General features: G+C 45.1%; 21 protein-coding genes. 17 read left to right on the top strand and 4 right to left on the bottom strand.

Features of this window, described 5'->3' with window-relative positions; genetic code table 11:
* From tssD to AAHN97_RS15405, 7 genes are all read left to right on the top strand, one after another.
* A complete protein-coding gene (gene tssD, locus AAHN97_RS15435) occupies positions 1-393 on the top strand; it encodes a type VI secretion system tube protein TssD (RefSeq protein WP_343302942.1) in 393 nt (130 codons plus the stop codon).
* Between the two features lie 76 nt (positions 394-469).
* Complete coding sequence (locus AAHN97_RS15430) at positions 470-1,366, top strand: hypothetical protein (RefSeq protein ID WP_343302941.1); 897 nt, start codon at positions 470-472, stop codon at positions 1,364-1,366.
* A 1-nt stretch (position 1,367) separates the two neighbouring features.
* Positions 1,368-1,967 carry a hypothetical protein gene (locus AAHN97_RS15425; RefSeq protein ID WP_343302940.1) on the top strand — a complete coding sequence of 200 codons (600 nt, stop codon included), beginning with the start codon at positions 1,368-1,370 and terminating at the stop codon, positions 1,965-1,967.
* A 29-nt stretch (positions 1,968-1,996) separates the two neighbouring features.
* Positions 1,997-3,835 (top strand): type VI secretion system Vgr family protein, encoded by a 1,839-nt coding sequence (locus tag AAHN97_RS15420; protein WP_343302939.1) that lies wholly within the window; start codon positions 1,997-1,999, stop codon positions 3,833-3,835.
* 13 nt (positions 3,836-3,848) lie between these two features.
* Positions 3,849-5,471, top strand: a complete 1,623-nt coding sequence (locus AAHN97_RS15415) for a polymorphic toxin-type HINT domain-containing protein (RefSeq protein ID WP_343302938.1) — start codon at positions 3,849-3,851, stop codon at positions 5,469-5,471.
* 16 nt (positions 5,472-5,487) lie between these two features.
* Positions 5,488-6,105: a hypothetical protein gene (locus tag AAHN97_RS15410; RefSeq protein ID WP_343302937.1), complete on the top strand. Its 618-nt coding sequence runs from the start codon at positions 5,488-5,490 to the stop codon at positions 6,103-6,105.
* An 84-nt stretch (positions 6,106-6,189) separates the two neighbouring features.
* Complete coding sequence (locus AAHN97_RS15405) at positions 6,190-6,528, top strand: hypothetical protein (protein WP_343302936.1); 339 nt, start codon at positions 6,190-6,192, stop codon at positions 6,526-6,528.
* A 2-nt stretch (positions 6,529-6,530) separates the two neighbouring features.
* Here AAHN97_RS15405 and AAHN97_RS15400 read toward each other — a convergent pair whose 3' ends face one another.
* Positions 6,531-6,830: a c-type cytochrome gene (locus AAHN97_RS15400; protein ID WP_343302935.1), complete on the bottom strand. Its 300-nt coding sequence runs from the start codon at positions 6,828-6,830 to the stop codon at positions 6,531-6,533.
* Between the two features lie 175 nt (positions 6,831-7,005).
* On the opposite strand from AAHN97_RS15400, the gene AAHN97_RS15395 reads away from it, so the two are divergent.
* Positions 7,006-8,544, top strand: a complete 1,539-nt coding sequence (locus AAHN97_RS15395) for a hypothetical protein (protein ID WP_343302934.1) — start codon at positions 7,006-7,008, stop codon at positions 8,542-8,544.
* A 64-nt stretch (positions 8,545-8,608) separates the two neighbouring features.
* Here AAHN97_RS15395 and AAHN97_RS15390 read toward each other — a convergent pair whose 3' ends face one another.
* Entirely contained in the window at positions 8,609-9,952 is a 1,344-nt protein-coding gene (locus AAHN97_RS15390) for a PQQ-dependent sugar dehydrogenase (RefSeq protein WP_343302933.1), read from the bottom strand.
* Positions 9,953-10,155: 203 nt separating this feature from the next.
* Between AAHN97_RS15390 and AAHN97_RS15385 the strand changes: the two genes are divergently transcribed.
* The 8 genes from AAHN97_RS15385 (at position 10,156) to AAHN97_RS15350 (ending at position 24,110) form a co-directional block, all read left to right on the top strand.
* Complete coding sequence (locus tag AAHN97_RS15385) at positions 10,156-12,186, top strand: hypothetical protein (protein WP_343302932.1); 2,031 nt, start codon at positions 10,156-10,158, stop codon at positions 12,184-12,186.
* A 337-nt stretch (positions 12,187-12,523) separates the two neighbouring features.
* Positions 12,524-15,895, top strand: a complete 3,372-nt coding sequence (locus AAHN97_RS15380; RefSeq protein ID WP_343302931.1) for a SusC/RagA family TonB-linked outer membrane protein — start codon at positions 12,524-12,526, stop codon at positions 15,893-15,895.
* A 64-nt stretch (positions 15,896-15,959) separates the two neighbouring features.
* Positions 15,960-17,663, top strand: a complete 1,704-nt coding sequence (locus tag AAHN97_RS15375; protein ID WP_343302929.1) for a SusD/RagB family nutrient-binding outer membrane lipoprotein — start codon at positions 15,960-15,962, stop codon at positions 17,661-17,663.
* 83 nt (positions 17,664-17,746) lie between these two features.
* Complete coding sequence (locus AAHN97_RS15370; RefSeq protein WP_343302928.1) at positions 17,747-18,313, top strand: hypothetical protein; 567 nt, start codon at positions 17,747-17,749, stop codon at positions 18,311-18,313.
* Positions 18,314-18,317: 4 nt separating this feature from the next.
* On the top strand, positions 18,318-19,604 hold the full coding sequence (locus AAHN97_RS15365; protein ID WP_343302927.1) for a c-type cytochrome: 1,287 nt from the start codon (positions 18,318-18,320) through the stop codon (positions 19,602-19,604).
* Between the two features lie 205 nt (positions 19,605-19,809).
* Positions 19,810-20,943: an ROK family protein gene (locus AAHN97_RS15360; protein WP_343302926.1), complete on the top strand. Its 1,134-nt coding sequence runs from the start codon at positions 19,810-19,812 to the stop codon at positions 20,941-20,943.
* Positions 20,944-21,028: 85 nt separating this feature from the next.
* Positions 21,029-23,479, top strand: a complete 2,451-nt coding sequence (locus AAHN97_RS15355) for an alpha/beta hydrolase-fold protein (RefSeq protein ID WP_343302925.1) — start codon at positions 21,029-21,031, stop codon at positions 23,477-23,479.
* A gap of 10 nt (positions 23,480-23,489) precedes the next feature.
* Positions 23,490-24,110, top strand: coding sequence for an energy transducer TonB (locus AAHN97_RS15350; protein WP_343302924.1), 621 nt, complete (start codon positions 23,490-23,492; stop codon positions 24,108-24,110).
* A 26-nt stretch (positions 24,111-24,136) separates the two neighbouring features.
* Here AAHN97_RS15350 and AAHN97_RS15345 read toward each other — a convergent pair whose 3' ends face one another.
* Together AAHN97_RS15345 and AAHN97_RS15340 are read right to left on the bottom strand one after the other, a co-directional pair.
* Positions 24,137-24,880, bottom strand: a complete 744-nt coding sequence (locus tag AAHN97_RS15345) for a hypothetical protein (RefSeq protein WP_343302923.1) — start codon at positions 24,878-24,880, stop codon at positions 24,137-24,139.
* Positions 24,877-25,143, bottom strand: coding sequence for a hypothetical protein (locus AAHN97_RS15340; protein WP_343302921.1), 267 nt, complete (start codon positions 25,141-25,143; stop codon positions 24,877-24,879). The genes AAHN97_RS15345 and AAHN97_RS15340 overlap by 4 nt, the downstream gene beginning before the upstream one ends.
* A 71-nt stretch (positions 25,144-25,214) precedes the next feature.
* Between AAHN97_RS15340 and AAHN97_RS15335 the strand changes: the two genes are divergently transcribed.
* Entirely contained in the window at positions 25,215-25,817 is a 603-nt protein-coding gene (locus AAHN97_RS15335) for an RNA polymerase sigma factor (protein WP_343302920.1), read from the top strand.
* Positions 25,818-25,845: the final 28 nt, after the last annotated feature.

The following is a 25,845-nucleotide window of genomic DNA, read 5'->3' as shown; positions in this document are numbered from 1 at the left end:
ATGGCATTCAAAGCAACGCTGCAATTGGGCAGCAAGGAGTATGATGTACTGCAATGCAGTTTCTCCCTTAACCGGGATGTGGACGCCAAAGGCCGCCCCTCTTCAGGCGTGTACGGAGGAACTATTCATGTGGAAATTGAATCAACGGAAGATACTTCCGTGATCGAATCCATGGTGAATAGCCAGTTCAAACCCTTCTCCGGTAAGATCATCATTAAGAAAACTGATGAGGATGCTAAAATGAAAGAGCTGTTTTTCAGCAATGGCTTTATCATACAATATAACGAAGGCATCAATGTGGTGGGTAATCATCCCATGACCCTCAGTTTCGTGATCTCTGCACAAACCCTTAAAATGGGTAATGCAGAACATGAGAATGACTGGCCCAAATAATTCACGGCCATAATATTTACATGGTGTGCTGCCTGTTACAGGCAGCACACCTCTTATCGTTTTCGGATACCGCATAATGAAGAAGAAAAAGTATATTGCCGTAACTGTTCAACCCAAGGCGAGGCCTGCATCGAAGCCTAAACCTAAGGTCACACCATCTACACCCACTGATATCGAATATCAGCAGTTGTTTGACACCTGCGTGATCACAAAAGAGAAAGTGGCTGAAGTGGATAAAGTGATTGACGAAAAAGTACTGATCAACCGGCCCCGTTATGAACAGATTGCAACCCAGGTACAGGGTGCAGGAACGAATTTCGGCCTGCCAATGCCTTCTGTATTGGGCGGCACTAATTTTTTTCAACCCCGTAACTTTTACCAGACTCCCGTGCCGCAACAGGCTTTACCATCGCAGCCCGGGCCATTGCAGTTTCCTGGCCTGCTTCAGCGCAGTATGAGCACCTGGGGGAGAAGTAACCCCTTTAACCTTGGGTTTACGGCACTGCAGCCGGATTTCCTGTTCTCTGCTTCAGGCAGGATACCCTGGTTTTTTATTGCCTGCGTGCATTACCTGGAGTGCAGCTTTAATTTCAGTAAACATCTGCATAATGGCGATCCGCTTACGGGTTATACTGTACAGGTTCCGGCAGGCCGCCCCAAAGTAGGGCATCCGCCTCCGTTCACTTTTGAAGAGAGCGCTGTAGATGCGTTGAAGTTCATGAAATTTGATAAAGTGCGCCAGTGGACCCTGCCCTTTATCCTTCGGAAGCTGGAGGCCTATAATGGCTTTGGTTACTTTAAATATAAAAAGATCAACTCTCCATACTTGTGGAGCTTTTCCGGTCATTATACCAAAGGGAAATATGTGAAGGATGGAAAGTTCGACAAAGATGCCGTATCGCAACAAATGGGATCGGCAGTGATACTGAAAAGAATGGAAGAAAGAGGATTAATATACATACCAAGGTTCTGATATGAAAAACCATTACAAATATATCCTGTTATGCAGCCTTTGTTTCAGCACACTGGCCTGTAATAGCAAAACTAAAAGCCAGGCGCGGGCCGCCGTACCGGCTGCTGACAGTATCGCGCAAATACCGGCGGCAGACGCGGACAAAGATGAAAAACAATTCCATACTTTCTTCGATGCCTTCCGGCAGGCTGTGAAACAAAACAGTAAAGCAGGTTTGGAAAACATGCTGCATTTTCCCCTGCAAACAAGTCCTAAATGGGCAGATGAGGACCTGAAAAATATGGATGTGGATAAAAATGCCGGTAAAGTAAGCAGGCAGGAGTTCAATCAGTACTATAAAAATATTTTCACCGCAGACGTACAACGTATGTTACCTAAAGCCGTAGAGGAGCATCTTTCGGAGATCGGTGAAAGTAATTCGGAAGATTACTACCGTACCCTGCGCCAGGATATAGACCCTCATACAAAAATGTATGAAGTCTATATGCAATTCCCTGAGCCCAACACCAATGCCGAAACATACTTTGCATTTGTATGCGGCAAGGTGAAAGGTAAATATAAAATAATCAGTTATTACGCCAAATGGCCAGTAAAAGACTGAGTTTTTAAATTATGAAAAAAGAGTCATAGATGGAAGGTAAACTGAATGTAAGCATCCATATAGAGGATACGCCTATCCTGCATTTTTCATCTTTTACGCTGGAACAGCGGTTCAATGCACATCACTATTTTGAATTGCGTTTCAATCATGATGAAATGGGTGCACCCGGCGTTATTTCGCTGGACAAGTGCAGAGGCTTCATGGGCAAGAATATTAATGTGCAGTTCGGCAAGCTGCAGGGAGGTGAACAGCTTTTTGTCGGCAAAGTCACTAAAGTAGAACTTTCCCAGAGCCATGGTTATCACGGAACACTCATTGTAAGCGGTTACAGCCCCAGTATCCTGATAGACCGCGGGCCTGATCTTGGATCTTATCTCAATAAAGACCTGAGTGCCATTATCCGGAAAGCCACAGAAGATGCGCCTGCAAATGATCTCAATTTGCAACTGAACCCTGCGCGCAAAGAACCTATCGACTACCTGATCCAGTATCGTGAAAGTGATTATGATTTTCTGAACAGGCTTTCCGCAGAATACCATGAATGGTTTTTCTATGATGGGGTGAAATTGCAGTTCGGAAAACCCGATAAGCAGGAGGAAGTAAAGCTGGTCTACGGCCGGGACCTGCATAGCCTGCAGTATGCCATGCAGGTAGCACCGCTCAAAAGCCGCAAATTTTTCTATAGTCCAAAAGAAGATGAGCTGTTCAAAGCAGAAGCCAAGGCCAAACCTTCCGGCCAGCCGGACCTTGCCCATGCTGTAAATGCTTCCAATGAACTCTATAGCAAAATATACTCACAGCCACTGAACGTGCGGATAGATACCCGGCAGGAAATAGAAACTTTTGTGGCTAATGAAGAAAAATCAAATATCGCTGACCTTCTCCAGATCACAGCCAGCGGTGATAATCCGCAGGTTGGCCTGGGAAAAGTGGTGGATGTAAGCATGAGTGTGAAAGAAGCATTGAGCTTTACAGTGCAGCAGCTGGGGCGATTCCTGGTTACTGCAGTATACCATCACATAGATGGAGTGGGTCATTATTACAATACTTTCGAAGGAGTGGTGGCAGATACAGAGCGCATTCCCGTACGGCAATATGAAAAGCCGCTGGCAGATATGCAACTGGCCATGGTAGATGATAACGAAGATCCGGACGGGCAGGGCCGCGTAAAGGTGAAATTTAAATGGGAATGCACCTGCAACGATGTGTCTGAATGGTTGCGGGTAGTTTCGCCAAATGCCGGCAGCTCAGAAAAAGTAAGCACCAACAGAGGTTTTACTTTTGTGCCTGAAAAAGGAGACCAGGTAGTGGTAGCTTTTGAGGAAGGAAATATTGCCCGGCCACTTGTGCTCGGTAGTGTATATCATGGCAAATCAGGTAAAGGCGGCGGTGCTTCAAATAATGTAAAAAGCCTCAGCACCCGCAGTGGCAGTACTGTTACACTGGATGATAGTAAAGGCAGTGTAATGGTTAAAGATCCAAGCGGCAATGTGCTTACCATGCATGGAGATGGGTCCTGTACCCTCAATGCACCCAATTCATTTACCATCAATACCAAAGACTTTACGGTGAATGCTGGTAACAGTGTTACCATCAATGCCCAGCCTGGTGAACAGGGAGGAGGTGAAGGGATAGTGACCATCAGCGCCAAAAAGAGTATTTCCGGCACTGCCGATACAGAGGATATTACCTTCGCCGCCACCGCTAAAGGTGTGTCTATCAGCGGAAACACAGATGTGAAAGTGGAGAGCCTTACGGCTGCCGCCAATGTGATAGGCAGCACCATTGCTAATATTTTCGGGGCGGATGTAACTGTGAACGGAGGTACTACTATCCGCGTAGGTTCACCTGATACAGATATTACCTGATCAATGTAAGGAGATGGAACAACTCGAGTATATCACATATAAAGCGATGATGGAGTGCGACCAGGGTAGTGCACCTGGCCTCTTTATGCCTTCCTATAACCAAACAGTAAAGATCAACGGGTGTAAGGTATCTACTGCTATGGATAAGATACCGATCACTAATGTGCCGAACTTTGTAGTATGCAAAAAAACGCAAAAACCTTGTGTGCCCGTAACCACCATATGGGAGGATACCTATCCCGTAAAGGTTAAAGGCCAGCAAACACTGGTGGGCAAAAGCTGCATTAAATGCACTGTTGGAGGTAAAGTATCCTTTCTGACCAGTGGGCAGGTACCGCTTACCGCCGAAGAAGAAGATCAGCTCAACGGCATGCGGGATGATGTGAAGAAAGCTTATGATGAAGAACAGGCGGAAAAGAATAAACCCTGGTGGAAAAAAGCAGGAGAGTTTATTGTAGACTGTGTGCCGGTGGTAGGGCCCATTGTAAGCATGGCCAAAAACATCAGCGAAGGTAACTGGGGCATGGCTGCATTGGATGCAGGTTTTCTTGCCCTGGATGTGGTTGGCCTCGTTGCCGCTCCGTTCACGGGAGGAGCTTCCGTTGCAGGTGCCACAGCAGTGAAAATAGGAGCCCGGCAGGCCATTAAAGCCGGCGTGAAGCAGGTAGCTAAAAAGGTTTCTAAAGAAGCCCTGGAAGCAGGTGTAAAGCAAACCGCGGAAATGATCAGCAAACTATCCATGAGGAGTCTTACCCGTGGTAAGTTATGTGTATTCGCCTGTTTCCCCGCAGGTACGCTGGTGGCAGTTGCAAACGGTCACAAACGTATTGAAGATATCTTACAGGGTGATGCCGTATGGACGTACGATGAAGAAACCGGCGAAACCTCCCTGCAAACAGTTACCAATACCCTGGAGCGTACCACAGATGCACTGGTTACAGTAATTACGGATCAGTCAGTGGTACAGGTTACCCCTGAACATCCTTTTTACGCAGATGGTTTGTGGAAGGAAGCCGGCTTACTGGAAAAGGGGGATACCATTCAGATGAAGAACGGCAAACAAGCACTTGTGGTAAATGTAACTTACCAATATAGTGCTGTTGAAGCGGGTGAGCAGCTGATCTTGACAAATGAAGAACATGAAATAACAGAAATAAATGAACCCCTGACCGCAGAAAACTCTGTTAAAGTCTATAACTTTGAAGTAGCCGATGGGCATACCTATTTTGTTGGCGTGCAGGAACTGCTGGTGCATAATGTTTGTATCAAAAGAGTGGTCAAAGAAACCGGCGAAGTTGTATACGACCTTGTACTGAAAATGAAAGACGAATGGACGGCTGCCCAAAGAGCTGCCGCTAAGAAAAAAGCGGCCGCCCTTACAAAGGCAGATACACGGGTAGTAAAGAAACCCCAAAGGCTGCCGGATACAAGAGGGCGTTATAAAAAAGCCGGTGGTAAGGTAAAGGATACAGAAGATGTTGACCATATACAGGACCTGCAGCTGGATGGCCTGGATGATGTGACAAATATGAACGGGCTTGATTTCAGTGTGAACAGAAGCATGGGCCGTCAGATACAGGGTGATATTAAAGACTTGCCGGCAGGCACAAAGATTGGTAAGGTAACTATCAAATAACTATAGAAACACTATTATGAAACTTCCAGGTTTTGACAAGGAATTCGAATACAATAAATGGGAAACAGGTATTGCATCTTCCGAAACCGGTACTGCATACTCCGCTGCTGACCATGCTGCCTTTTTAAAAGGGCGGGAAGAACTGGCGGATTTCCTGAAAAGCTATGGTAACAAAACTTTCGATAACGGCCTTTACAGAACCCATAGCCTTGACTCTGCTATAAAGTGGACCAGGCTGCTGGAAGAATATTACCCGGATTTTAAAGGAAAGATCAGCTGTTTTGGCTATGACTGGGAAGGGAATATGATGGTACAAAGGATGGATGGAAAAGAAAGCGTGGTAATGATCTTTGAGTGTGCTACCGGAGATTATTTTGAACTCGAACAAACCATAACGGGCTTTCATGAAGAAGACCTGGTGGATTATAAAGATGATACCATTCACGAAGAAAAGTTCCTCCTGGTAACCTCGCATCTTGGAATCAGCAGCATTTCAAGGAATGACTGTATTGCTCACAAGATCAGCCTGTTATTGGATGGGGAAGATGTGGCAGAAAATATGGAAGTGACTGATATGGAAGTGAACTGGTCTCTGCAGCAACAGATTATGGATGAGATCAATAAAATGCCCTGAGCATTTTTTCAGCATTAATTTTTTTTCAGCTTACTGGTATTTTCAGGAATTAGGTATTAGTTTAGCATGAGAAAATTAATTTATATGAAAAACAGGGTTGTCAGAAAATTCCTGGAGTACGTTTACAATAATTATGTCGGTAATTTTTTAGGCTTTGTGATAGGGATGGCATCTACCCGGCTGGTATCTCACTTCTTTACAACCCGCAGTATCAGAAACCTTTGGGGCCTTACTGCCCATAAAACGGTGGTCAGCAAACAAACCTATACCAATCTGGAATGGACCATTTCCATTGTGATCGGCTTTATTGTATTTGAGATCGTTTCCAAATGGCTGAAGAAAAAGCTGGCGGAAATGCTGCCAAAATATAAGCTTACTCAATGGATGGTAGAAAAGGAAGAAAAAAGCCCTGCTTCCACCTGAGCTCAGAGCTGCCTTAAACTTTTTACATAATCAGCCAATACGGCCAGTTCATCTTCTGAAAACTTCTTTTTAAAGGATGGCATGGGGCTTTTCCCTTCCCGGATCTGTTGTATAATAGCGCTGGTTTCCATATTGCTCAGCTTAAGATTTTTAGCGCCCATGAAACCCCTGGCGCCATCATTTCCATGGCATACTTTACAGTTCTTCTTATAAAGCGCATCTCCTGCTGCCGGCGGTAACATTGTTTTATTACTCAGGATCAGTATCGCTAAAAGCGGCAGGATAAAAAGTGAGTATCGCATAGTGTTTGTTTTTATTTGATACAGCAAAAAAACGATAGTTCTGTTTCCGGAAATAGAACAAAACCGACAGGGGAGGATCGGTAGTAATTTCTCCCTTTATTGGTTAAAATTGCCAGTTCCTTGAAGTGCTGGCAGGAATGGTTTAATTTAAGATCCTCTTAATTACATTCCCGTTATGAAAATGCAATTCTTACCATTATTGGCAATGGCGGCCCTTCTTCCATTCAGCATGGAAGCGCAGGTAAAAAGTGAATGGGTATACCTCGATGCTCAGCAAAAACTCACTTACAAAACACTGGAAAAAGGGGACCGTATCATGGACTTTTCCTATGCAGGTTACATGGGTGGTGGTGTACGTATTCCTACTCCGCCTGTAAAGATCACCTTAAGTGCTGTTGAAGGAGATAACGCTGCAGCCATTCAGCGCGCCGTGAACGAAATTGCTGCCATGGAGCCAGTAAATGGTTTCAGGGGTACTTTGTTGTTGCAGCCCGGTGTATACAATTGTGATAATACCATCGTTATCAATACCAGCGGAATTGTTATACGTGGAAGCGGATCAGGGGAAACGGGTACAGTGCTGAAAATGACAGGCGAGCCACATGTTTGTTTCTCTGTGCAGGGCAGGGTTAACCTGCAGAAAGCAGGTAAACCCGCCATGATTACAGACGCTTATGTTCCCTCCGGTTCCAATAGTTTTCAGCTCTCGGATGTTTCAGGTCTTGCCGCCGGAGATCTGATACAGATCAGCCGTCCCGTAACACCTGCATGGGTAAAGTTTATGGGAATGGATAGCCTGGTGCGGGATGGTAAAAAACAAACCTGGATAACAGGAGAGATCAATGTGGAAAGGGCGATAAAAAAGATAGAAGGCAATAAAGTGATCCTCGAACTTCCGCTCACGGACAACTATGATGCTGCTTACCTGGGAACACCTGGTGTATCAGTGGTAAAGGTGGTAACATCCGGAGAGATCTCACAGGTAGGCCTCGAACTCATGCGGATTGTTTCTCCTGCACAATCAGGTACCATTAATGAGAAAGCACATAAAGCATTTAATATCCGCGGTGCAGCAGATGCATGGGCCCGTAATATAGATGTATACAATACTATTAACAGCATCAGTGTATCTGATGCAAAACGTGTTACACTGTCCGGCATCAATATTTATCATGAAACACCCACCAAAGGAGCAGCTAAGCCAGCTGACCTGAATGGCAGCGGATCGCAGATCCTTTTCAATCAGTGCAACATTCAGGGAGATAATGTATTCTATTTTGCTACCGGTGCAAAGGTATCAGGCCCTATTGTATTGCTGAACTGCACTTTCCTGGGTAATGGCTGGATCCAGCCACATCAGCGATGGGCAACAGGTGTACTGGTAGATGAATGCAATGTGCCGGATGGAGGAATTGATTTTATGAACCGGGGAATCATGGGCTCGGGTCATGGATGGTCTATCGGATGGGCGGTGGCCTGGAACTGTAAGGCTAAAACGTATCTTAACCAGCAACCGCCGGGAGCTGCTAACTGGGTGATCGGCAGCCTGGGAGAAAAAACGAAGCGGCCCATTCCCTTTGAAACGATGGATAAGCCTGCTTTGCCGGAAGGTTACTACGATGCACACAATACACCGGTGGCGCCTGCAAGTCTTTACCTGGAACAGCTTTCTCAGCGGCTGGGGCCTGAGGCGCTGGTGAATATAGGATATTAGTTTCGAGGTAAAGGAAGCGGGTGTATGTTTAATACACCCGCTCTCATTCACTAAAGCAGGCAGTTTATTTCTTTCCGCCCTCCACTTTTTCAGCTACCAGTTTAAACACCTTTCCGGTAACATCGGTTGGCCCGGCCACACTGGAAACCGTTAGATAAACTTCTCCTTCTTTATCCTGTCCGAATCCTTTCAGGTAGTAACCCAGATCATTCGGATAATCTTTCAGCGTAACTTCTGCAAAATCCCATAAGCCGTTTCCACTGCGCGGCCTGGCAATGAAGAGTTCTCCATTCGGTACTCCCCCCGGTTGGGAAAAACTGCCGAAAAGGTACATGCCTTTGAATTCAGGAATATCCTTACCGCGGTAAACATTCCCGCCTATAACAGTGGTGGCTTTGCCTCCGGTAGGGTTTGCACTGTTCTTCATTTCTATAACAGGGTCAATAAAACTCATCCCAAATACATCAACAGCAGGGCATCCCGGCAATTCCACACTATTGTTGGCGGCATTAAAACAATGCGTACCTTCCTTTACATTCCATCCATAATTTCCTCCTTTTCTCACTACATCAATTTCTTCATAAAGCACCTGGCCTGCATCACCTGCATATAACCAATGGTCGCCACCCATGTCAAAAGAAAAACGGTAAGGGTTACGGAAGCCATATGCATAGATCTCATCCTTTCCGGGTTTGCCAACAAAGGGATTGCTGGCAGGGATGCTATAAGGGCTGCCGCTGTTTACATCAATACGTAAAATGTTGCCGAAGAGGTTGGAATCCAGGTCTTGTCCATTACCCCCTGCATTGGGAAGATACCAGTCCGTTACATGGCCCGGTGCTACATCATTAGCGCCTCCGCCATCGCCAATGGCAATGTAGAGATAACCATCAGGCCCAAAAGCCAGCGTGCCGCCGTTGTGATTGGACTGCGGGTCATCTAGGTCCAGCAGTACCTTTTCAGAACTCATGTCTGCTAGATTGGGATTGGAAGAAACCCTGAATTCTGAAATGCGGCTCAGGTTATTCGAGGAGGTACCTGTGCGGGGAGGCATAGTGTAATAAACATAAAAACGTCCGTTGCTCCTGTAATCCGGGTGGAAAGCAAATCCCAGTAATCCGCGTTCATCATAACGTGCATTCAGTTGCACCATTATACTACTCACATCAATGAACGGAGTAGATAACCTGCTGCCATTATCATCTACGATCCAGATCTTCCCGATCTGATCAATGATGAAGAGCCGTTTAGTGTTGTCCGGAACAGCTACAACACCAAGTGGTGAAACAAGATTGTCCGCAATGAGTTGAAGTGTTACTGCTTTGGGCGGTTTGTCGTCATGTTTTCTGCAGCTTTGAAATAGCAAAAAACTGATCAATACTAGTGTGAGGGTGTAACTGGTTTTCATAATAAAGATGTTTTTAGATGGTTAGAAACAGCATTAGAGGAAAGGGGTAGGACAACAAATAATACGAGGTTAAAAGAATAAAGGTTGTGTGGGAGGACGAATAAATTAAACAAGCATACAGAAATTAAATTCAACAAGCGTATAGAAATTAAGCAGCTGTTTTATTATATTGGATCGTTGTCCTTCACTCTAAACAATTCCACATGCATCGTATCCGACTGCTGTTAATTTTTATTGTTAGCCTGCAAGCGAAGGCACAACAAGTTCCGGTTGATCTTTCTTCCTTCAATAAAAAAGGAGAAGCCAAAGCAGCCATTAGCCATGACCAGTTAACTATTACATGGCCTGCAGGCAATGCCGGCGAAGCGCAATTAATATTCAATCTCAGCCGGGAAGGCGCTTTATTGCGAAGCATGCTGCTGAACAAAAAAGAAGTGGCCCGGCAGCTGGATCCTGTTTTTCTGCTCACTATAAGCAGGCGGGACCTTGTATCCCAGAATGGCTGGAATATCTTTTTCGATAAAACCCATCTAAAGCCGCGGCAAACTTTCCCCGTACTGCTGAACCGGAAAAATGCCAGTGTACGTAATGAGGGCTCCCGCACCATAGTAAGGATAGGAGAAGTAGCGGCAGGGCCTTTCAGCGGGAATATAGAAGTGACCCTCTATCATGGAAGCCCTTTATTTAATATAGCAGCCGTGATGTCTACAGCTATTGACTCTACAGCTATCTTATATGATGCGGGGCTGGTGGCGAAAGAAAAAGTATGGGATAAGATAGCCTGGTCAGATACAGAAGGGCGTATACAATCCGCTGCAGCCTCATCAGATTCCAGTGTGAATATGGCGGTTAAGTACAGGACCATCATTGGTGAAAGTGAGAAGGGGAGCCTGGCAGTGTTCCCTGCACCACATCAATACTTCTATCCTTTGGATGAAGCCTTCAATTTAAAATTCACCTGGTATGGCAAAGACTACCGGCAGCTGGCGAAGGGATTCGGCATCGGGATCAGGCAGGACCCCATGGGTGATAACCGTTTTGTGCCCTGGTTTAATGCTCCGCCCAATACACAGCAGCGCCTTAACTTCTTTTGCCTGCTGGATACAAAGAAGGCTCCCGAAGCATTGGAAGCAGTAAAGCAGTTTACCCACGGCGATACTTATAAACCCCTACCCGGGTATAAAACCATGAGCAGCCATTTTCACAATGAATATGTGATGAAGCATATACTCGCTGGTAAACCCGTACCGGAAGATCCTGATTTTATGAAAGTGTTCAGGAACACCGGTATCAATATTGTGCACCTGGCGGAATTCCATTACACGGCACATCCAAAGGGCCCGGATGCCCAGCGGCTGAAAGAACTGAAAACGCTGCATGATATGTGCAAACAGTTCTCTAAAAACGACTTCCTGTTACTGCCGGGAGAAGAACCCAACGAGTTCTACGGTGGGCACTGGCTCAGCTTCTTCCCTAAACCCGTCTATTGGATCATGTCCCGCAAGCCGGATGCACCCTTTGTTGAAGCAGATCCGCAATATGGTAAGGTATACCGGATAGGTAATAAAGAAGAGATGCTGAAGTTGCTGGAGCTGGAAAAAGGCCTGGCGTGGACGGCGCATCCGAGAACAAAAGGTTCTACCGGTTACCCTGATAAATATAAAAATGAGCCCTTCTTTACCTCAGACCGCTTTTTTGGCGGGGCCTGGAAAGCAATGCCGGCAGACCTTTCCATAGAAAGGCTGGGCATCCGTGTACTCGATCTCCTGGATGACATGGCCAACTGGGGAGGTAAAAAACATATACTGGCAGAGGCGGACCTTTTTACTATTACCCCTCAGAACGAAATGTACGCCCACCTGAATGTGAATTACCTGCAACTGGATAAACTACCGGCGTATGAAAATGGCTGGCAGCCTATCCTGGATGCTATGCAGCAGGGGAAATTCTTTGTAACAACAGGAGAGGTGCTGATCCCTTCGGCCAAGCTCTCCCCGGATCACTCGCAGATTACGATGCGTATTAACTGGACTTTCCCTTTGAGCCATGCTACCATTATTTCAGGGGATGGGGAAAAGGTATACCGGGAACGGATCAACTTAGATGAAACGAAGGCTTTTGGGGATAAGGAGTTTACTTTTAAAACCAAATTGCAGAACAGGAAATGGGTAAGAGTAGAGGTTTGGGATGCTGCCGTGAACGGAGCATTTACCCAGCCCTTCTGGTTGGAATAATATAGGATTTTCCTATGTTGAGCCTATGTGAAGCCTATGTCAGGCATTAAAATCTTCTCCTTTTAAATGAAAAGAGGCCACTATGGCCTCTTTTTTCATGCTCCAAGGCCCCAAACTTATCCTGCTAGTTTAAAATCTTTATCATGATTATAAAAAACTATGAGTACTTTTTATTTTTTTTCAAAAGTAATTCCTACTTTCGTAACTGATACCATGAAATAGATCGGGGTTATAAGCTAACGTTATGTGCCTTCATTCAACCAAGAGGCCTTGATATTTCCAGGACGAATTTTTCGGAGAAGTTTTTATTTATAGTCAAACCAAAATTCTAATTGCAATGCGAACATCTCATGCATTTCTCATGCTGACGTTGCTACTATTCGGCAGTACGTCATCCCTTCTCGCACAACAAAAACAAACTATTACCGGAACTGTTACGGACAGTAAGGGTGGGTTGGTTATTGGGGTTACGGTGCTGGAAAAGGGAACCAGGAACGCCACATTTTCGGACGCAAATGGCTTCTACCGTTTGTCAGTGGCGCCTTCAGCCACATTGGTATTTTCGTATGTAGGATTTGCAACAAAAGAAGTTGTTACAGGTTCAAACACATCTATTAATGTAACCATTCAGGAAGATGCTAAAAGCCTGAATGAGGTAGTAGTTACAGGTTTTGGTGAAAACCGGGCAAAAAGGAATTTAGGATATGCCGTTACCCAGGTTTCCGGTGATGATATCAGAAGGACTGCTGCGGTGAACCCTATTGCTGCTTTGCAGGGTATGGTACCGGGCCTGCAGATCTCTCCAAACGTGGGTGGTCCGCAATCTTCCGTAAGATTCCTGATCAGGGGTAGCGCAAACCTGGACCCATTTGGAAACCAGCCGCTGATTGTAGTAGATGATATTGTGATGGATGAGCAGGTGGTTTTGCCTAACCGTGGTGGTGAGCAGGATTTTGGTAACATTCTGAAAGACATCAATCCGGATGATATTGAGTCTATCTCTGTACTGAAAGGTGGTGCCGTTACAGCGTTGTATGGTAGCCGTGCATCGAATGGTGTGATCCTGATCAAAACAAAGAAAGGATATTCTCAGAAGGGATTGGGTGTTTCTTTCTCCCATTCTATGATGTTTGAGCGTGCTTATAAAACAGTAGAACTGCAAAACCGTTTTGGTGCAGGTATTCATGGCAATGACTGGCTCAGAGGTACTAACGATACCTTGTCCATCAACCCTAACTATTACTATATGAGCTTTGGCCCTGAAATGAAAGGCCAGATGTTTAAAGATATCACGGGGATATACCGGGCTAATAATACAGGATACAATGATGTATTAGATCTTTACGAAACCGGTATTAACCGCAATACGAATATTGGTATTTCCGGTGGTAATGATAAAACCACTTTCCGTTTTTCCTTCTCTAATCTCGGTGCAAAATCCGCCACACCCAATAATGGTCTGGACAGGAACAGCTTTAGTTTCAGAGCTACACACCGCCCTGGTAAAGGTGTATTACTGGACGTAAATACTTCCTATACAGCAAGTACAACTAAAAACCCTGCATTGCAAGGTGGTAATGCACTTTTGTATGCTTTTACCTATGGTGTGCCAAGGAACTATGATGTGAATTACTGGCGGAACAATTACCTTGACCTCGTTAATGGTGGTGACGGTAACAGGGATATCACCAATGCTTCCAATAATGCTTTCTGGATGGTTGACCAGAATAAATATGAGCAGAAGGAAAATAACCTGAGAGCAGGTTTGAACCTGAGAGCTGATCTTACGCCATGGCTGCGTTTTGAAGGAAGCACATCCCTCAATACTTTCCAGACGGATTATTCTGCTAAAGTAAGAGGTAAAGATGCGCTCTTTGCAGGTGGTGACTATACAGTGAGCAATACAAACGTTAAACAGTTCCGCCACAGGGGAGCCTTGAACTTTACAAAGAAATTAGGTCAGATTGACCTGTTGGTGCAAGGTGGTGGTGAGCTCAATAAGTCTGAGCAGACTAATCTCTGGAACAGTATGCAGGGCATGGTTACGCCTGATCTTTTCCGCCTTTCAAATTCAAGAGAGAGACCGGAAGTCAGGGAAGGAAAACCTATGGAGTCAGAAATGGCTTCCTTGTTCTTCCAGAGCAGCATTGGGTTCAGGGACTATCTGACATTGAACCTGTATGGCCGTAATGACTGGAACAGTACGCTGGTGTACAACGATGGCCATGGTGACTATTCTTATTTCTACCCTGGTGCGGACCTCGCTTTTGTGTTCTCCGATATGATCAAATTACCAAAGGCAATTGACTTCGGTAAACTACGCTTTTCTTATGTAGAAGCCGGTGGCGGTACAACCCCATACAGGACCAGCACAGGTGCTTATCAGCCTAATGGTGTTTATGTGGATGCATATGGCGCGAGCATACTCAGGTATGGCTTCACATCAAACGAACTGGGAAACCAGAACCTTTTACCAGTGCGCAACAAGAAAGTAGAGGGAGGCCTGGAGTTTAAAATGCTCAACAACAGGCTGGGTGGTGACATTACTGTGTACAGGCAGATCTCCAGTAACCAGATCCAGGGTTTCAGTGTGGCTCCGCCATCAGGTGTTACAGCTGCACTCGTTAATGGTGGGAAGGTACGGAATCAGGGTATAGAGATCCAGTTGTACGGAACACCTGTTAAAACGAAAAATTTCTCATGGGATGTTATTGCTAACTATACCCGCAACAGGAACACTATTATCAGCTTATCATTCAATGCTAAATATGCATTGCTGGACGGCGGAGATGGTATCTATTCTGTAGGTCAGCCTGGTGGCGAGTATGGTGCTATCCGTTCCAACTATGGTTATGCCTCTTACCAGGCAAAAAATGGCGGTAACAATGTGGCCAGCCCATTGAACGGCATGCCGGTAGTAGTTTTCAATCCAACCGGTAATGTGTTGGGAGGTGGCTCCATTTACTACCAAAGAGCTGGTACCTATAATGGTACTGTGGGTGGTGAAACAGACCCGGTTGTTGGTTCTGCAACGCCTGATTTCCTGGGGAGCCTTCGTAATACATTTAACTATAAAAGACTTGCCCTTAGCATATTCCTGGATGGTAAGTTCGGTGGTGATGTTTATTCCTCCACACTGGCATTTGGTTCCCAGTATGGTATGCTGAACAGAACACTGGCTGGCCGTACTGCAGACCTGGGCGGTTTAAAGTATAACGGTACCACCAGTTACAACGGTATGTTACCCGGAGAACGTAATGATGGTATTCTGCCGGCAGGTGTATTTGCAGCAGGTACTGTAATACCGGCCAGTGCCAGCGGCGATGGTGTGCAGCATGATGTTGGAGGTATGACCGTAGCTGATGCACTTTCTAAAAACTTTATCAAACCTAACGCCGCATATGATTTTTATGATAAAACTTATGGATGGCAGTTCGGTATCAGACAAGCCAGCATGTTCGAATCTTCATGGGTATCTGTACGTGAGGTAACACTTACTTATGACCTGCCTGAGCGTATTGCCGGCAAATTGAAGCTGAATAACCTCAGGGCTTCCCTGATAGGCCGCAACCTCTTCTTCCTGTATAACAGCGCTCCTGACAAAGTGAATCCGGACAACCTGAGTTCTACCAGCAGTGGTGCGTTTATCGAGAATGGTGGTACGCCTTATTTCAGACAATTTGGATTCTCTCTGAATACCAACTTCTAAGCAGGTATTCAGCATAACAGAGAAGAACAGAAACAATAACAATCAGAATATTTAAAATATTTTTATGAGGAAGAAATTATTACAAGCCGGTTGCCTGCTGGCGCTTTTAGCAACTTCCTGCAGCCGCGAGAGATATGCGGAAGTAAATACAGATCCTGACCTGGTGCAGGTAGGTGAGATGAATCCTGCAACGTTTTTCCCTACTGCTCCTATTGCTATACATGCGAATGACTTTGAGGCGTTCTATGATATTCACCGTAACCTGGAATACTGGATCGGCGCCTGGGTACCTATTGGAGGTAATGGTATTATCATTACCCGTTTTAAAGTACCTATTTCTGCTTCCAACTACCCTTACAGGTACGAAAACCTGTATACAAGGGAGTCAACAGGGGCTGGTGGTGCTATGAGAGAATTAAGGAATATCATTGACAAAATGGCGCCGGCAGATGCTGCAAAGTATCAGCATATGAGGGCTATTTCCTATATTCCTGCTGCACTTGCTGCTTTTAATGTAACGGATATTATGGGAAGCATCGCTTTCTCTGATGCTTTTAAAGCGAGATATACCACACCTCCGGTATTCAAGCCTGTTTACGATACCCAGGAAGCATTGTATGATACCTTGAATAATCAGCTGAAAGCAAGTGTTGCCGCATTAAAGCTGCCGGCCCATGCGGATGAAAAGTTTTTAGGTGCATCTGATCTGTGGTTCCGTAGCGCGAATGCAGCTGCTGAAGCTACTAACTGGATCATGGCAGCAAATTCCCTGAGGATGCGTATTGCTATGCGCATGCTGAAAAGAAAACCCGCTGCAGCTAAAGCCATTATTGATGAAGTACTGGCAGACAATGTTGGACCTATCAACAGCAGGGCGGCCAACTGGAACTTCAAAGGTGGCCCTAACGTGGCCAACGGTGGTAACTATAACCTGGCAGCAGGTATTTCCGGCCAGAAAGCAGCTGTTGATTTTATGTATAAAACAACAGATCCCCGCATGAGAATGATCTATGCTAAGGTTGCATTGACTAAAGCTGACTTTGATACTTACAAGGCTAATGGTACCATTGCACCCGGTGAAGTATACCAGGAATACCGCGGCCGTTATACAAGTCCTGATGCTGTGCTGGAGAACGACAAGAAATTCTATTTCAACTATATTTTTGGTTCTACTGCTTATGTGTCTTTCATCAATCAGGGAATGTTCAATAATGCGGTAGGAGGTGTGGGTAGTTTTGTGAATTACCCGGTGATCACCTATGCGGATGTTTGCTTTATGAGAGCTGAGCTGGCTGCAAGAGGGGTTACAAACGAAGTAGCTGCTGACTGGTATTACAAAGGTATAGATGCTTCTGCGGCTGACTATGATGAATGGGGTAAAGATGCCAAGGTACCAGGTTACACAGCTGTAACAGCTGGAGAGCTGACTACATATAAAACTCATCCGGATATTGTTTACAATCCTGCAAAAGGTATTGAACAGATCTGTATCCAACAATATTTCAACTTCTGGAGAAATCCGAATGAAATGTGGGCGGTGATCAAAAGGACCGGATTCCCCAGCCAGACAGGCGTGGTGTTCCAGGCTGAAAGAATAAGAAGTGGCGGTATTGAAGCGGTAATGCCAAGAAGATGGAGCTTATTTGTTCCGCCTGTTGCTGATCTGAACTACGATAACGTGAAGAAGGCCATCACAGATATGCAGGCTGATCCTGAACTGGGCGACCTGACTGATATTACCGGAAGAGTTTGGTGGGATAAAAAATAGTTAATTATCTTATACAGTGAATTCAGGTGAAAACCTGAATTCACTGTATCTAAAATATGAAATGCCATAATAAATCGTTTTCCATGAAGCCTCTTTTTGTTATCTGCTGCTGCCTGTCCCTTTTATCGTTGCATGCACAGCAGCCTTCTCAGGAGGACATTAAAGTAAAAACAAACGGCGGTACTTCGCTTCCTTTATCAGGTGTCAAAAAACAATTGACGGCCATTGTATTCCTTTCCCCGGATTGCCCCCTTAGCCAGAACTATACACTGGTTTTGAACGAAATTCAAAAAAGCAGGAAAGAACTCCTGCAAATAATAGGCGTTCTCCCGAACGCAGGTGATTACAGTGAACAAGAAATAGTCACATTCAAAAACAAGTACGCCATCGGATTCCCGCTTTTGCGCGATAAGAAGGGCGTACTTGTTCATTACACCCATGCCACCATTACACCCGAAGTTTTTTTATATGACAGTAAAGCCGTTCTTTTGTACAAAGGCGCCATAGATGATTGGGCCATCAGCTTAGGCAAAAAGAAACGGCAAACAGATCAGCATTATCTACGTAATGCGATCGATAATTATTTACAACATAAAGAAGTTAGCCCTTCTGAAACCAAAGCAGTTGGTTGCTTTATCAGTAATAAATGACCCTATGCGGAGAGTTTTAATCACGATATTATTCAGCTGCGCGTTTGTAGGTCTTCGTGGACAAACTTTCCATGATGTAGAACCAATACTACAAAGCAAGTGCTCAGGTTGTCACAGACCGGGAGAAGCGGGACCATTCCCGCTTTTGAAGTATGAGGACTTTACCAAACGGCTTAATTTTATCAGGGAAGTGGTTTCCACAGGTTATATGCCGCCATGGCGGGCTGATACTTCCTATTCCTGTTTTGCCAATCAACGGGGATTAACGGCAGCCGAGAAAACAAAGATCCTGGCATGGATAGACAATAAAGCGCCGAAAGGGAATGCGCCTAAAAAGCAGGCGGTAAATACTGCGGTTGATAAACAACGGGCACCGGACCTGGTATTGCAGGTAAAAGATGCCTTCCTCGTTAAAGGAGATAACAAGGAGCGATTTATAGAATTTAAAGTGCCTTTTGAGTTACCTGCTGAAAAAAGCATCGAAGCAGTAGAGTTCGTGACCAACAACAGGAAGATCATACATCATATCAATTATGGATTCTATGATGTGCCTGATAAAGCTATTGATCTGAACGCCGGGATCAATGTAATCAACACAGATGAAGATCGTATCAACAGAATAGCTTTTGATCACTATAAAAAGAAGATGGTCTATTATACCGGATGGATTCCGGGATCTTCAGCAGAGTACTATCCAAAGGAATTTGGCTGGATGCTTCCGCGAAGAGGTGTAGTGATCTTCACCACGCATTACGCAGCAGTTGCGGCCAATGAAGAATCTGTAATAGGGGTGAACCTGTATTTTAAAGATGCACCCATACAAAGACCGGTACGGATCATCAGCCTGGGATCAGGCGGAGTAGGAGAACGGGACATTGATCCCATCTTCATGATCCCGGCAAATGAGGAAAGGACTTTCACATTGAAGATGAAGACACCGGAGGAACAATCCCTTTTATACGTATGGCCACACATGCATTTTCTTGGCAAGTCCTTTGAAGCATATGTGGTTACGCCGGCCAGTGACACTATCCGGTTGATAAGTATACCGCAATGGGATTTCCGCTGGCAGGAGCTCTACCGGTTCAAAAAGCCGGTGAAGGTTCCACGGAACTCTGTTATCTATATGAAAGGGACTTATGACAATACGAAGAACAATCCGCAAAACCCGAGTAACCCGCCGAAGTTTGTGTTTTCAGAAGGGAGCATGAATTCAAAAGATGAGATGTTTACGCTTCTGCTGATCTACGCACAGTACCAGGCGGGGGATGAATCAATGGAACTGGATTAGATGAGTGAAAATTTAATATTGTAATTATTTGGAGCGTGTTTGCATTTCGGAAGATTTAATTGTTTTTTTGCCAGAACATAATGTGTTTTTTATAAACAAAGTATAGAGATATGTGCATATGGTAAATAAAAATTATTATAAGACACTGGCCTTAAGAGAATTTTATTTTTCAGGTAAGCTTTCATCTACTGATCTGAGTGAGCGCATGGGTAAAAGTATCCCACACGTGATGAAGGTGATTGACGACCTGATAATAGATGGCTCCATTGCAGAGTCCGGGTATGCCCCTTCCAGTGGTGGAAGGCGTCCTGTTATTTATGCCCTGCGGCCCGATGCCATTTATATTTTGTCTGTATCCATGGACCAGATGTTTACCCGCATTACCCTGATGGATATTGAAAACAAAGCGGTTACGCCCGTTAAAGAGTTTGAACTGCCACTTAACAATAATCCGGATGCCATTGTACGGCTGGCGGAAAAAATGAGCGAAGTGATCCGTGAATCAGGCGTAGACAGGAAAAAGATCGTGGGCGCAGGTATAGGCATGCCAGGGTTTGTGGACTTTAAGAATGGCATCAACTATTCTTTCCTGCACGCAGGGAATAAAACGGTTACAGAATACCTGACAGACGAACTGAACCTCCCGGTATATATAGATAACGATTCCAGTCTGATTGCACTGGCGGAATTCCATTTCGGCGCTGCCCGCCAAAAGAAGAATGCCGTAGTGGTGAATATTGGATGGGGTATTGGATTGGGTATGATCTTAAATGGTGAACTGTTCCGGGGGCACGATGGTTTTGCCGGAGAGTTCAGTCATATTCCCATTTTCGATAACAATAAATTGTGCAGCTGCGGTAAAAGCGGATGTCTTGAAACAGAGGCGTCTTTGTTAGTGGTGATTGAAAAGGCTGCACAGGGTTTAAAGTCAGGAAGCCTTTCTTCACTGGGGGCCAAATTCCCCAGCGGCCATCCGGAAACGGATTGGGAAACCATTGTGAGGGCTATTCACAAAGGAGACCGTTATGTAATAGAGCTTTTGTCGCACACCGGTTATGATATCGGAAAGGCGGTGGCCATCCTTATTCACCTGATGAACCCGGAATGTGTGGTATTGAGCGGGCGTGGTACTTTAGCCGGTAAAGTATGGCAGGCGCCTGTGCAGCAGGCATTGAATGAGCATACGATCCCCCGGCTTGCCGCTAACACCACGCTGGCCATTTCAACATTGGGTTATCATGCGGAACTGATCGGCGCCGTTGCTTTGGTGATGGAGAATAAAGTAAAGGAATACAAAGTCAATCGTAAAAAAATAAAGGTGAAGGAGTTTTCCGAGTAGAAGTTCTTTCCGGCCTTAATCTATCTTTTTACATGAATAAGCTACACCGAGTAGTAGTTCTTTTCGCCGTTAATCTATCTTTTACATGAATAAGCTACATTACGCGTTGCTGCTTGTTTTAACATGCATGCAGGCTCCTGCTTTTTCCCAGGATACCTACCAGTTTAAGCAAGGTTTGATGGTTACCAGTCCTCAACGTTACGGAAGGGAAGCTATCTACACAGATCACCTGGCTTACCAGCTTTATACCAATCAATTAAAAACACCAATAGAAGGAGCCACCTTTGGCAACGGCGATAACGGGCAGCCATTAGTATGGCAGGCCGTTACTGCAGACAGTGCCAACCGCTTGTTCCGCCGTGGCGGAGGAAGAGGTGCTTTCGGAAGAGGGGCTTACATGTATCTTACCTATCAATCAGAGAAAGCAGGTCCTGCACTCCTGAATATTAAAGGGAACAGCGGATTGTATTTTAACGGAGAACCGCATACCGGTGACCCCTATAGTTCCGGTTGGTTATATATACCTGTACAATTAAAAAAAGGTCTCAATGAGATCTATGTACGTGGGGCGATGATCACAGCCAGCCTCAGTTTCCCTGCCAAAACGCTTCAGCTTATTACAGAAGACCCTACCATGCCGGCTATAGTGATCGGGGAAAAGAATGATGCGCTGCAGGGAGCCGTGGTAGTAATGAACACTTCTTCCAAAGAATGGAAAGGCCTGCAATACCGTGTAACATTACAGGGGAAACAGGTTACTACAGCTATTCCCGCTATCCCTCCCATGTCGTCACGGAAAGTTCCGTTCTCTTTTGATGGCAGTGCGGTGAATGCCACAGGAAAACCGGAATGCAGTATTGCATTACTGGATAAGAATGCTGTAGTGGATGAAAAGAAAATAATAGTGGAAGCAGTTACCGCTGCGGATAAATACAGCAGTACTTTCATTAGTGAAATAGATGGAAGCCTGCAATACTTTGCAGTGGCGCCACAATTGAATGGTACCAAAAAAGGATCAGCATTGTTCCTTTCCGTACATGGTGCCGGTGTGGAAGCGATCGGGCAGGCCAGGGCTTACCAGTCTAAGGATTGGGGAACACTGGTAGCAGCTACTAACCGCAGACCCAGGGGATTTAACTGGGAAGACTGGGGAAGATTAGATGCCCTGGAAGTCCTGAGCATTGCACGCAATAAATTCCAGCCGGACCCGCAACATATTTACCTTACCGGCCACTCTATGGGAGGTCATGGTACCTGGTTCCTTGGTGCTACCTATCCTGATAAATGGGCAGCTATTGCTCCCTGTGCAGGATACCCTACGCTGAAAGGATATGGATCTGCAGACGGGTTAGTTCCAGACAGCAGCAATTCTCCCATGGAACAAATGCTGCTGCGTTCCGGCAATCAAAGTGATGTGATCAAACTGGTACAAAACTATAAACCACTGGGTGTGTATGTATTTCATGGAGATGCAGACCGTACGGTATCCGTTAACTATGCAAGGCAAATGCGCGGTTTGCTGGGTGGATTCCATACAGACCTCAGTTATTATGAATATCCCGGAGGAGAACATTGGTTCGGTGATATCAGTGTAGACTGGAAACCTATCTTCGACTTCTTCAAATGGCATAACCGGCCGGTAGATACAGCGGTGAATGTGATCGATTTTATTACATCCAACCCTGGTATTTCTTCTTCCTTCCGTTGGGCTGCCATACAACAACAGGAACATCCTTTGCAGTACAGCCGCATTAAACTTAACAGGAACAGGGGAGCTAAAACCATCAATGGTACTACAGAAAACGTGCGCTTGCTGAAACTCGACCTCCATGATTTTGCTGCGGGATCAGATGTGAAAGTGAGTATTGATGGAACGGAGATCACTTCTAAAAACAATGGCCCGCTTTATCTGCTGCATACAAATGGAAAATGGGCAGCGCATCAGCAGCCTTCTCTGGATGAAAAAGGCCCGCACCGTTATGGCACATTGAAGGACGCTTTCAATAACAGGATGGTTTTTGTGTATAGCACAGGCGGATCACGCGAGGAGAATGAATGGAGTTTCAACAAAGCGCGTTATGATGCGGAAACCTGGTATTACCGCGGTAACGGAGCTGTAGATATTATTTCAGATAAAGAATATGCACTGGATAAATACAAAGACCGAGGCGTGATCATCTATGGGAATAAAAGTATCAACAAAGCATGGAACACCCTGCTGGCTAATTGCCCCATACAGGTAGAACGTAATAAAGTTACTGCAGGCAGTAAACAATGGACAGGTGAAGAGATCAGTGCCTGTTTTGTCTGGCCGCTCACAGGTTCCAATACAGCCTCTGTTGCAGTTGTAAGTGGAAGTGGTTTAACAGGTATGAAAGCAGCTTATGCTAACCAGTATTTTGCCGGTGCCAGCGGTTTCCCTGATTTCATGATCTACGATGCCAAAATGCTGATGACAGGTGTGGATGAAGTAAAGATGTCTGGCTTCTATGATAACCTGTGGAAACTGAGTGAGGCTGAAATGATATTGAAGTAATTCCATATATTTGCCGGGTAATTTATTTACCTATGAAAAAACTGCTCTTGCTGCCCCGCTGTTACAGACCATGAATAAGAACATAGAAGTGTTTGATGACGTGATCATAGTTGTATACCGGACTGAGATTGAAGAAGAGGAGCAAACAGCAGCCTACTTCAGGGGACTGAAGTTTTCGCCCGCTAAAGCAAAGGAACTGACAGATTATTGTTTGTATGCGGTTGCAGAGAGAAGTAAAGAGCGAACAGAGTCAGGTGATAAGGAGCGGGCGATCATTGGAATTGCTGATGAGGGAATTGTTACGGATGAGGATGATATCTTTACAGTGGTAGAACAACCGCCAACCTTTAAGGGTGGTAATGATTCCCTGATGCGATACCTGGACAGTAACATCAAATACCCAAAGGAAGCTCTTAAACAGAAGATCTCAGGAATAGTGGTTGTAATGTTCGTGATAAATAAAACCGGGAAGATTGAACAGGTGAAAACTATCAGCAGCGCAAAAGGAGGCGGACTGGAAGAAGAAGCCATGCGTGTTATAGCTGCTATGCCGGACTGGAACCCTGGTAAACAAAATAATAAATTTGTTATGGCGCAGTATACTTTGCCTGTAATTTTTAAATTGCCTTAAAAAAGGGAAGCATTTGCTTCCCTTTTTTATTTCACGCTATAAGGCAGTGATAACTTCTTAGACAGGATATTGTATACTTTATATACGCCGATCATCGGCATATTCTCTTTACTGGTATTCACCTGTAAATAGGATGATAAGGCATCAAACTTAAAGGATGTTTTAAACCTTATCCTGTAATCAGGCACTACTACACGAATGGCGTTACCTGCTGTGATCACCTGGAAACCCGGGGAATCAAAATAGGCAGCTAACCCCGGGTTGGTAGGCGGCAGTTTGACTGTTTTATCATTTTTATCGAACTGTTTAACGGAGAAACCTCCCGCCACTCTTTTGTCTTCTACCAGTACCACCCAATGTGGGTGCCAGTGGATCTTATCGTTTGCATAATCACCATCTCCATTCTCATCAAATAAAGGGGTGTCATCAAAATCAGGGTGAGCCGTTAATGCAAGGGCTACAATGCCTGCTGTTTTTGAGAAACCAATATCTTCTGCATTGAGGGTGGTTACAAATACATAAGCATCAATGGGGGCTTCATCAAACTGGCCACGGGGGATGGATATGCTGGCCCCCGCTCTTCCTGCCACACGTATCTCAAATTCGACCTGTCCCCACTTTTTATTATGGGTAACAGTAGCGCCTGTGATATTGTAGTCGGCTGCATTGATCTTTCCGATCCGGATCTTCATGCATGAATCACAGAAGGGACTTGCATACGTACTGAGGGCTGCTAAAGAAAGCAAAACAGATAGGATCTTTTTTCTCATGGAGTTTTAGAACAAATCTCCATAAGCAAATGAGAAAGGTCAATATCTATAACTACTGAAGAGTTGTATATCCTATTGATCTTTGAAAAGAGAGCGATCAAAACCTGTTCTTTTGATTCAGGGAGCGGGAGAAAGTCCGGATGGAACCGGGAGAGAAAAGCCTGCCTGGCAATCTGCTCAGGATCAATTGACGTATAATAGTTTTTGTCAATAAAAACCCTGGCTGCGGCAATTCGCTGGTATATATCCGTGGCCAGTTGCATTGCACCTTAATATAATTCATTTTTCTTAGATTAGTTTTTATAGTTTAGCGGAATATATCTAAAATAAAGTATTGTCAATCAACCAGGCATATGAGGAAAGGGCGCTGATCTCATCTTTTCAGCAGGGCGAACACAAAGCACTGCACCAGATCTATGAGTTATACATGCGGCCGCTCTGCTTTTTTACGGAACAGCTTATTTCCAATACCATGGCTGCGGAAGATATTGTTTCCGAATGCTTTATTAATGCTTTCCAAAGAAAAGAAAACTTCCCCACACTTGGCCAGCTGAAGGCCTTCCTTTTCACGGCAGCAAAGAATGCCGCACTCAATTATCTTAAGGCACAAAAAAGGCATGACGACATCCACCACTCCATAGAAAGAGGAGCGGAGCGTTTTACTATAGATGCGGAAAACGCTTATATCAAAACAGAAGTGATGCAGGTGATTTTCGGAGAGATCGAAAAACTGCCTCCGCAATGCCGGCAGGTGGTCCGCCTGTCTGTTGTTGAAGGAAAACGGGCGCAGGAAATAGCGGAGGAGTTAAATATGGCCTACCAGACGGTTCTGAACCAAAAGGCAAAAGGGATAAGCCTGCTCCGTACCGCCCTCCTGAAAAATGAGCTCCTTTCCCTGCCAGGGCTTGCTTTTGCACTATTCCTGCTGCAGCGGTAATTTTTTTTGAAAGAGGGCGGTATAAAAA

Source organism: Chitinophaga niabensis (genome assembly GCF_039545795.1).
Lineage (GTDB): Bacteria > Bacteroidota > Bacteroidia > Chitinophagales > Chitinophagaceae > Chitinophaga > Chitinophaga niabensis_B.
The sequence above is the reverse complement of the archived record's forward strand: the minus strand, read 5'-3'. Positions and strand labels throughout refer to the sequence as shown.

Excerpts from the sequence above, each read along its gene's own strand:
- tssD (WP_343302942.1), top strand. The coding sequence starts at position 1 with ATGGCATTCAAAGCAACGCTGCAATTGGGCAGCAAGGAGTATGATGTA.
- AAHN97_RS15430 (WP_343302941.1), top strand. The coding sequence starts at position 470 with ATGAAGAAGAAAAAGTATATTGCCGTAACTGTTCAACCCAAGGCGAGG.
- AAHN97_RS15425 (WP_343302940.1), top strand. The coding sequence starts at position 1,368 with ATGAAAAACCATTACAAATATATCCTGTTATGCAGCCTTTGTTTCAGC.
- AAHN97_RS15420 (WP_343302939.1), top strand. The coding sequence starts at position 1,997 with ATGGAAGGTAAACTGAATGTAAGCATCCATATAGAGGATACGCCTATC.
- AAHN97_RS15415 (WP_343302938.1), top strand. The coding sequence starts at position 3,849 with ATGGAACAACTCGAGTATATCACATATAAAGCGATGATGGAGTGCGAC.
- AAHN97_RS15410 (WP_343302937.1), top strand. The coding sequence starts at position 5,488 with ATGAAACTTCCAGGTTTTGACAAGGAATTCGAATACAATAAATGGGAA.
- AAHN97_RS15405 (WP_343302936.1), top strand. The coding sequence starts at position 6,190 with ATGAAAAACAGGGTTGTCAGAAAATTCCTGGAGTACGTTTACAATAAT.
- AAHN97_RS15400 (WP_343302935.1), bottom strand. The coding sequence starts at position 6,830 with ATGCGATACTCACTTTTTATCCTGCCGCTTTTAGCGATACTGATCCTG.
- AAHN97_RS15395 (WP_343302934.1), top strand. The coding sequence starts at position 7,006 with ATGAAAATGCAATTCTTACCATTATTGGCAATGGCGGCCCTTCTTCCA.
- AAHN97_RS15390 (WP_343302933.1), bottom strand. The coding sequence starts at position 9,952 with ATGAAAACCAGTTACACCCTCACACTAGTATTGATCAGTTTTTTGCTA.
- AAHN97_RS15385 (WP_343302932.1), top strand. The coding sequence starts at position 10,156 with ATGCATCGTATCCGACTGCTGTTAATTTTTATTGTTAGCCTGCAAGCG.
- AAHN97_RS15380 (WP_343302931.1), top strand. The coding sequence starts at position 12,524 with ATGCGAACATCTCATGCATTTCTCATGCTGACGTTGCTACTATTCGGC.
- AAHN97_RS15375 (WP_343302929.1), top strand. The coding sequence starts at position 15,960 with ATGAGGAAGAAATTATTACAAGCCGGTTGCCTGCTGGCGCTTTTAGCA.
- AAHN97_RS15370 (WP_343302928.1), top strand. The coding sequence starts at position 17,747 with ATGAAGCCTCTTTTTGTTATCTGCTGCTGCCTGTCCCTTTTATCGTTG.
- AAHN97_RS15365 (WP_343302927.1), top strand. The coding sequence starts at position 18,318 with ATGCGGAGAGTTTTAATCACGATATTATTCAGCTGCGCGTTTGTAGGT.
- AAHN97_RS15360 (WP_343302926.1), top strand. The coding sequence starts at position 19,810 with ATGGGTAAAAGTATCCCACACGTGATGAAGGTGATTGACGACCTGATA.
- AAHN97_RS15355 (WP_343302925.1), top strand. The coding sequence starts at position 21,029 with ATGAATAAGCTACATTACGCGTTGCTGCTTGTTTTAACATGCATGCAG.
- AAHN97_RS15345 (WP_343302923.1), bottom strand. The coding sequence starts at position 24,880 with ATGAGAAAAAAGATCCTATCTGTTTTGCTTTCTTTAGCAGCCCTCAGT.
- AAHN97_RS15340 (WP_343302921.1), bottom strand. The coding sequence starts at position 25,143 with ATGCAACTGGCCACGGATATATACCAGCGAATTGCCGCAGCCAGGGTT.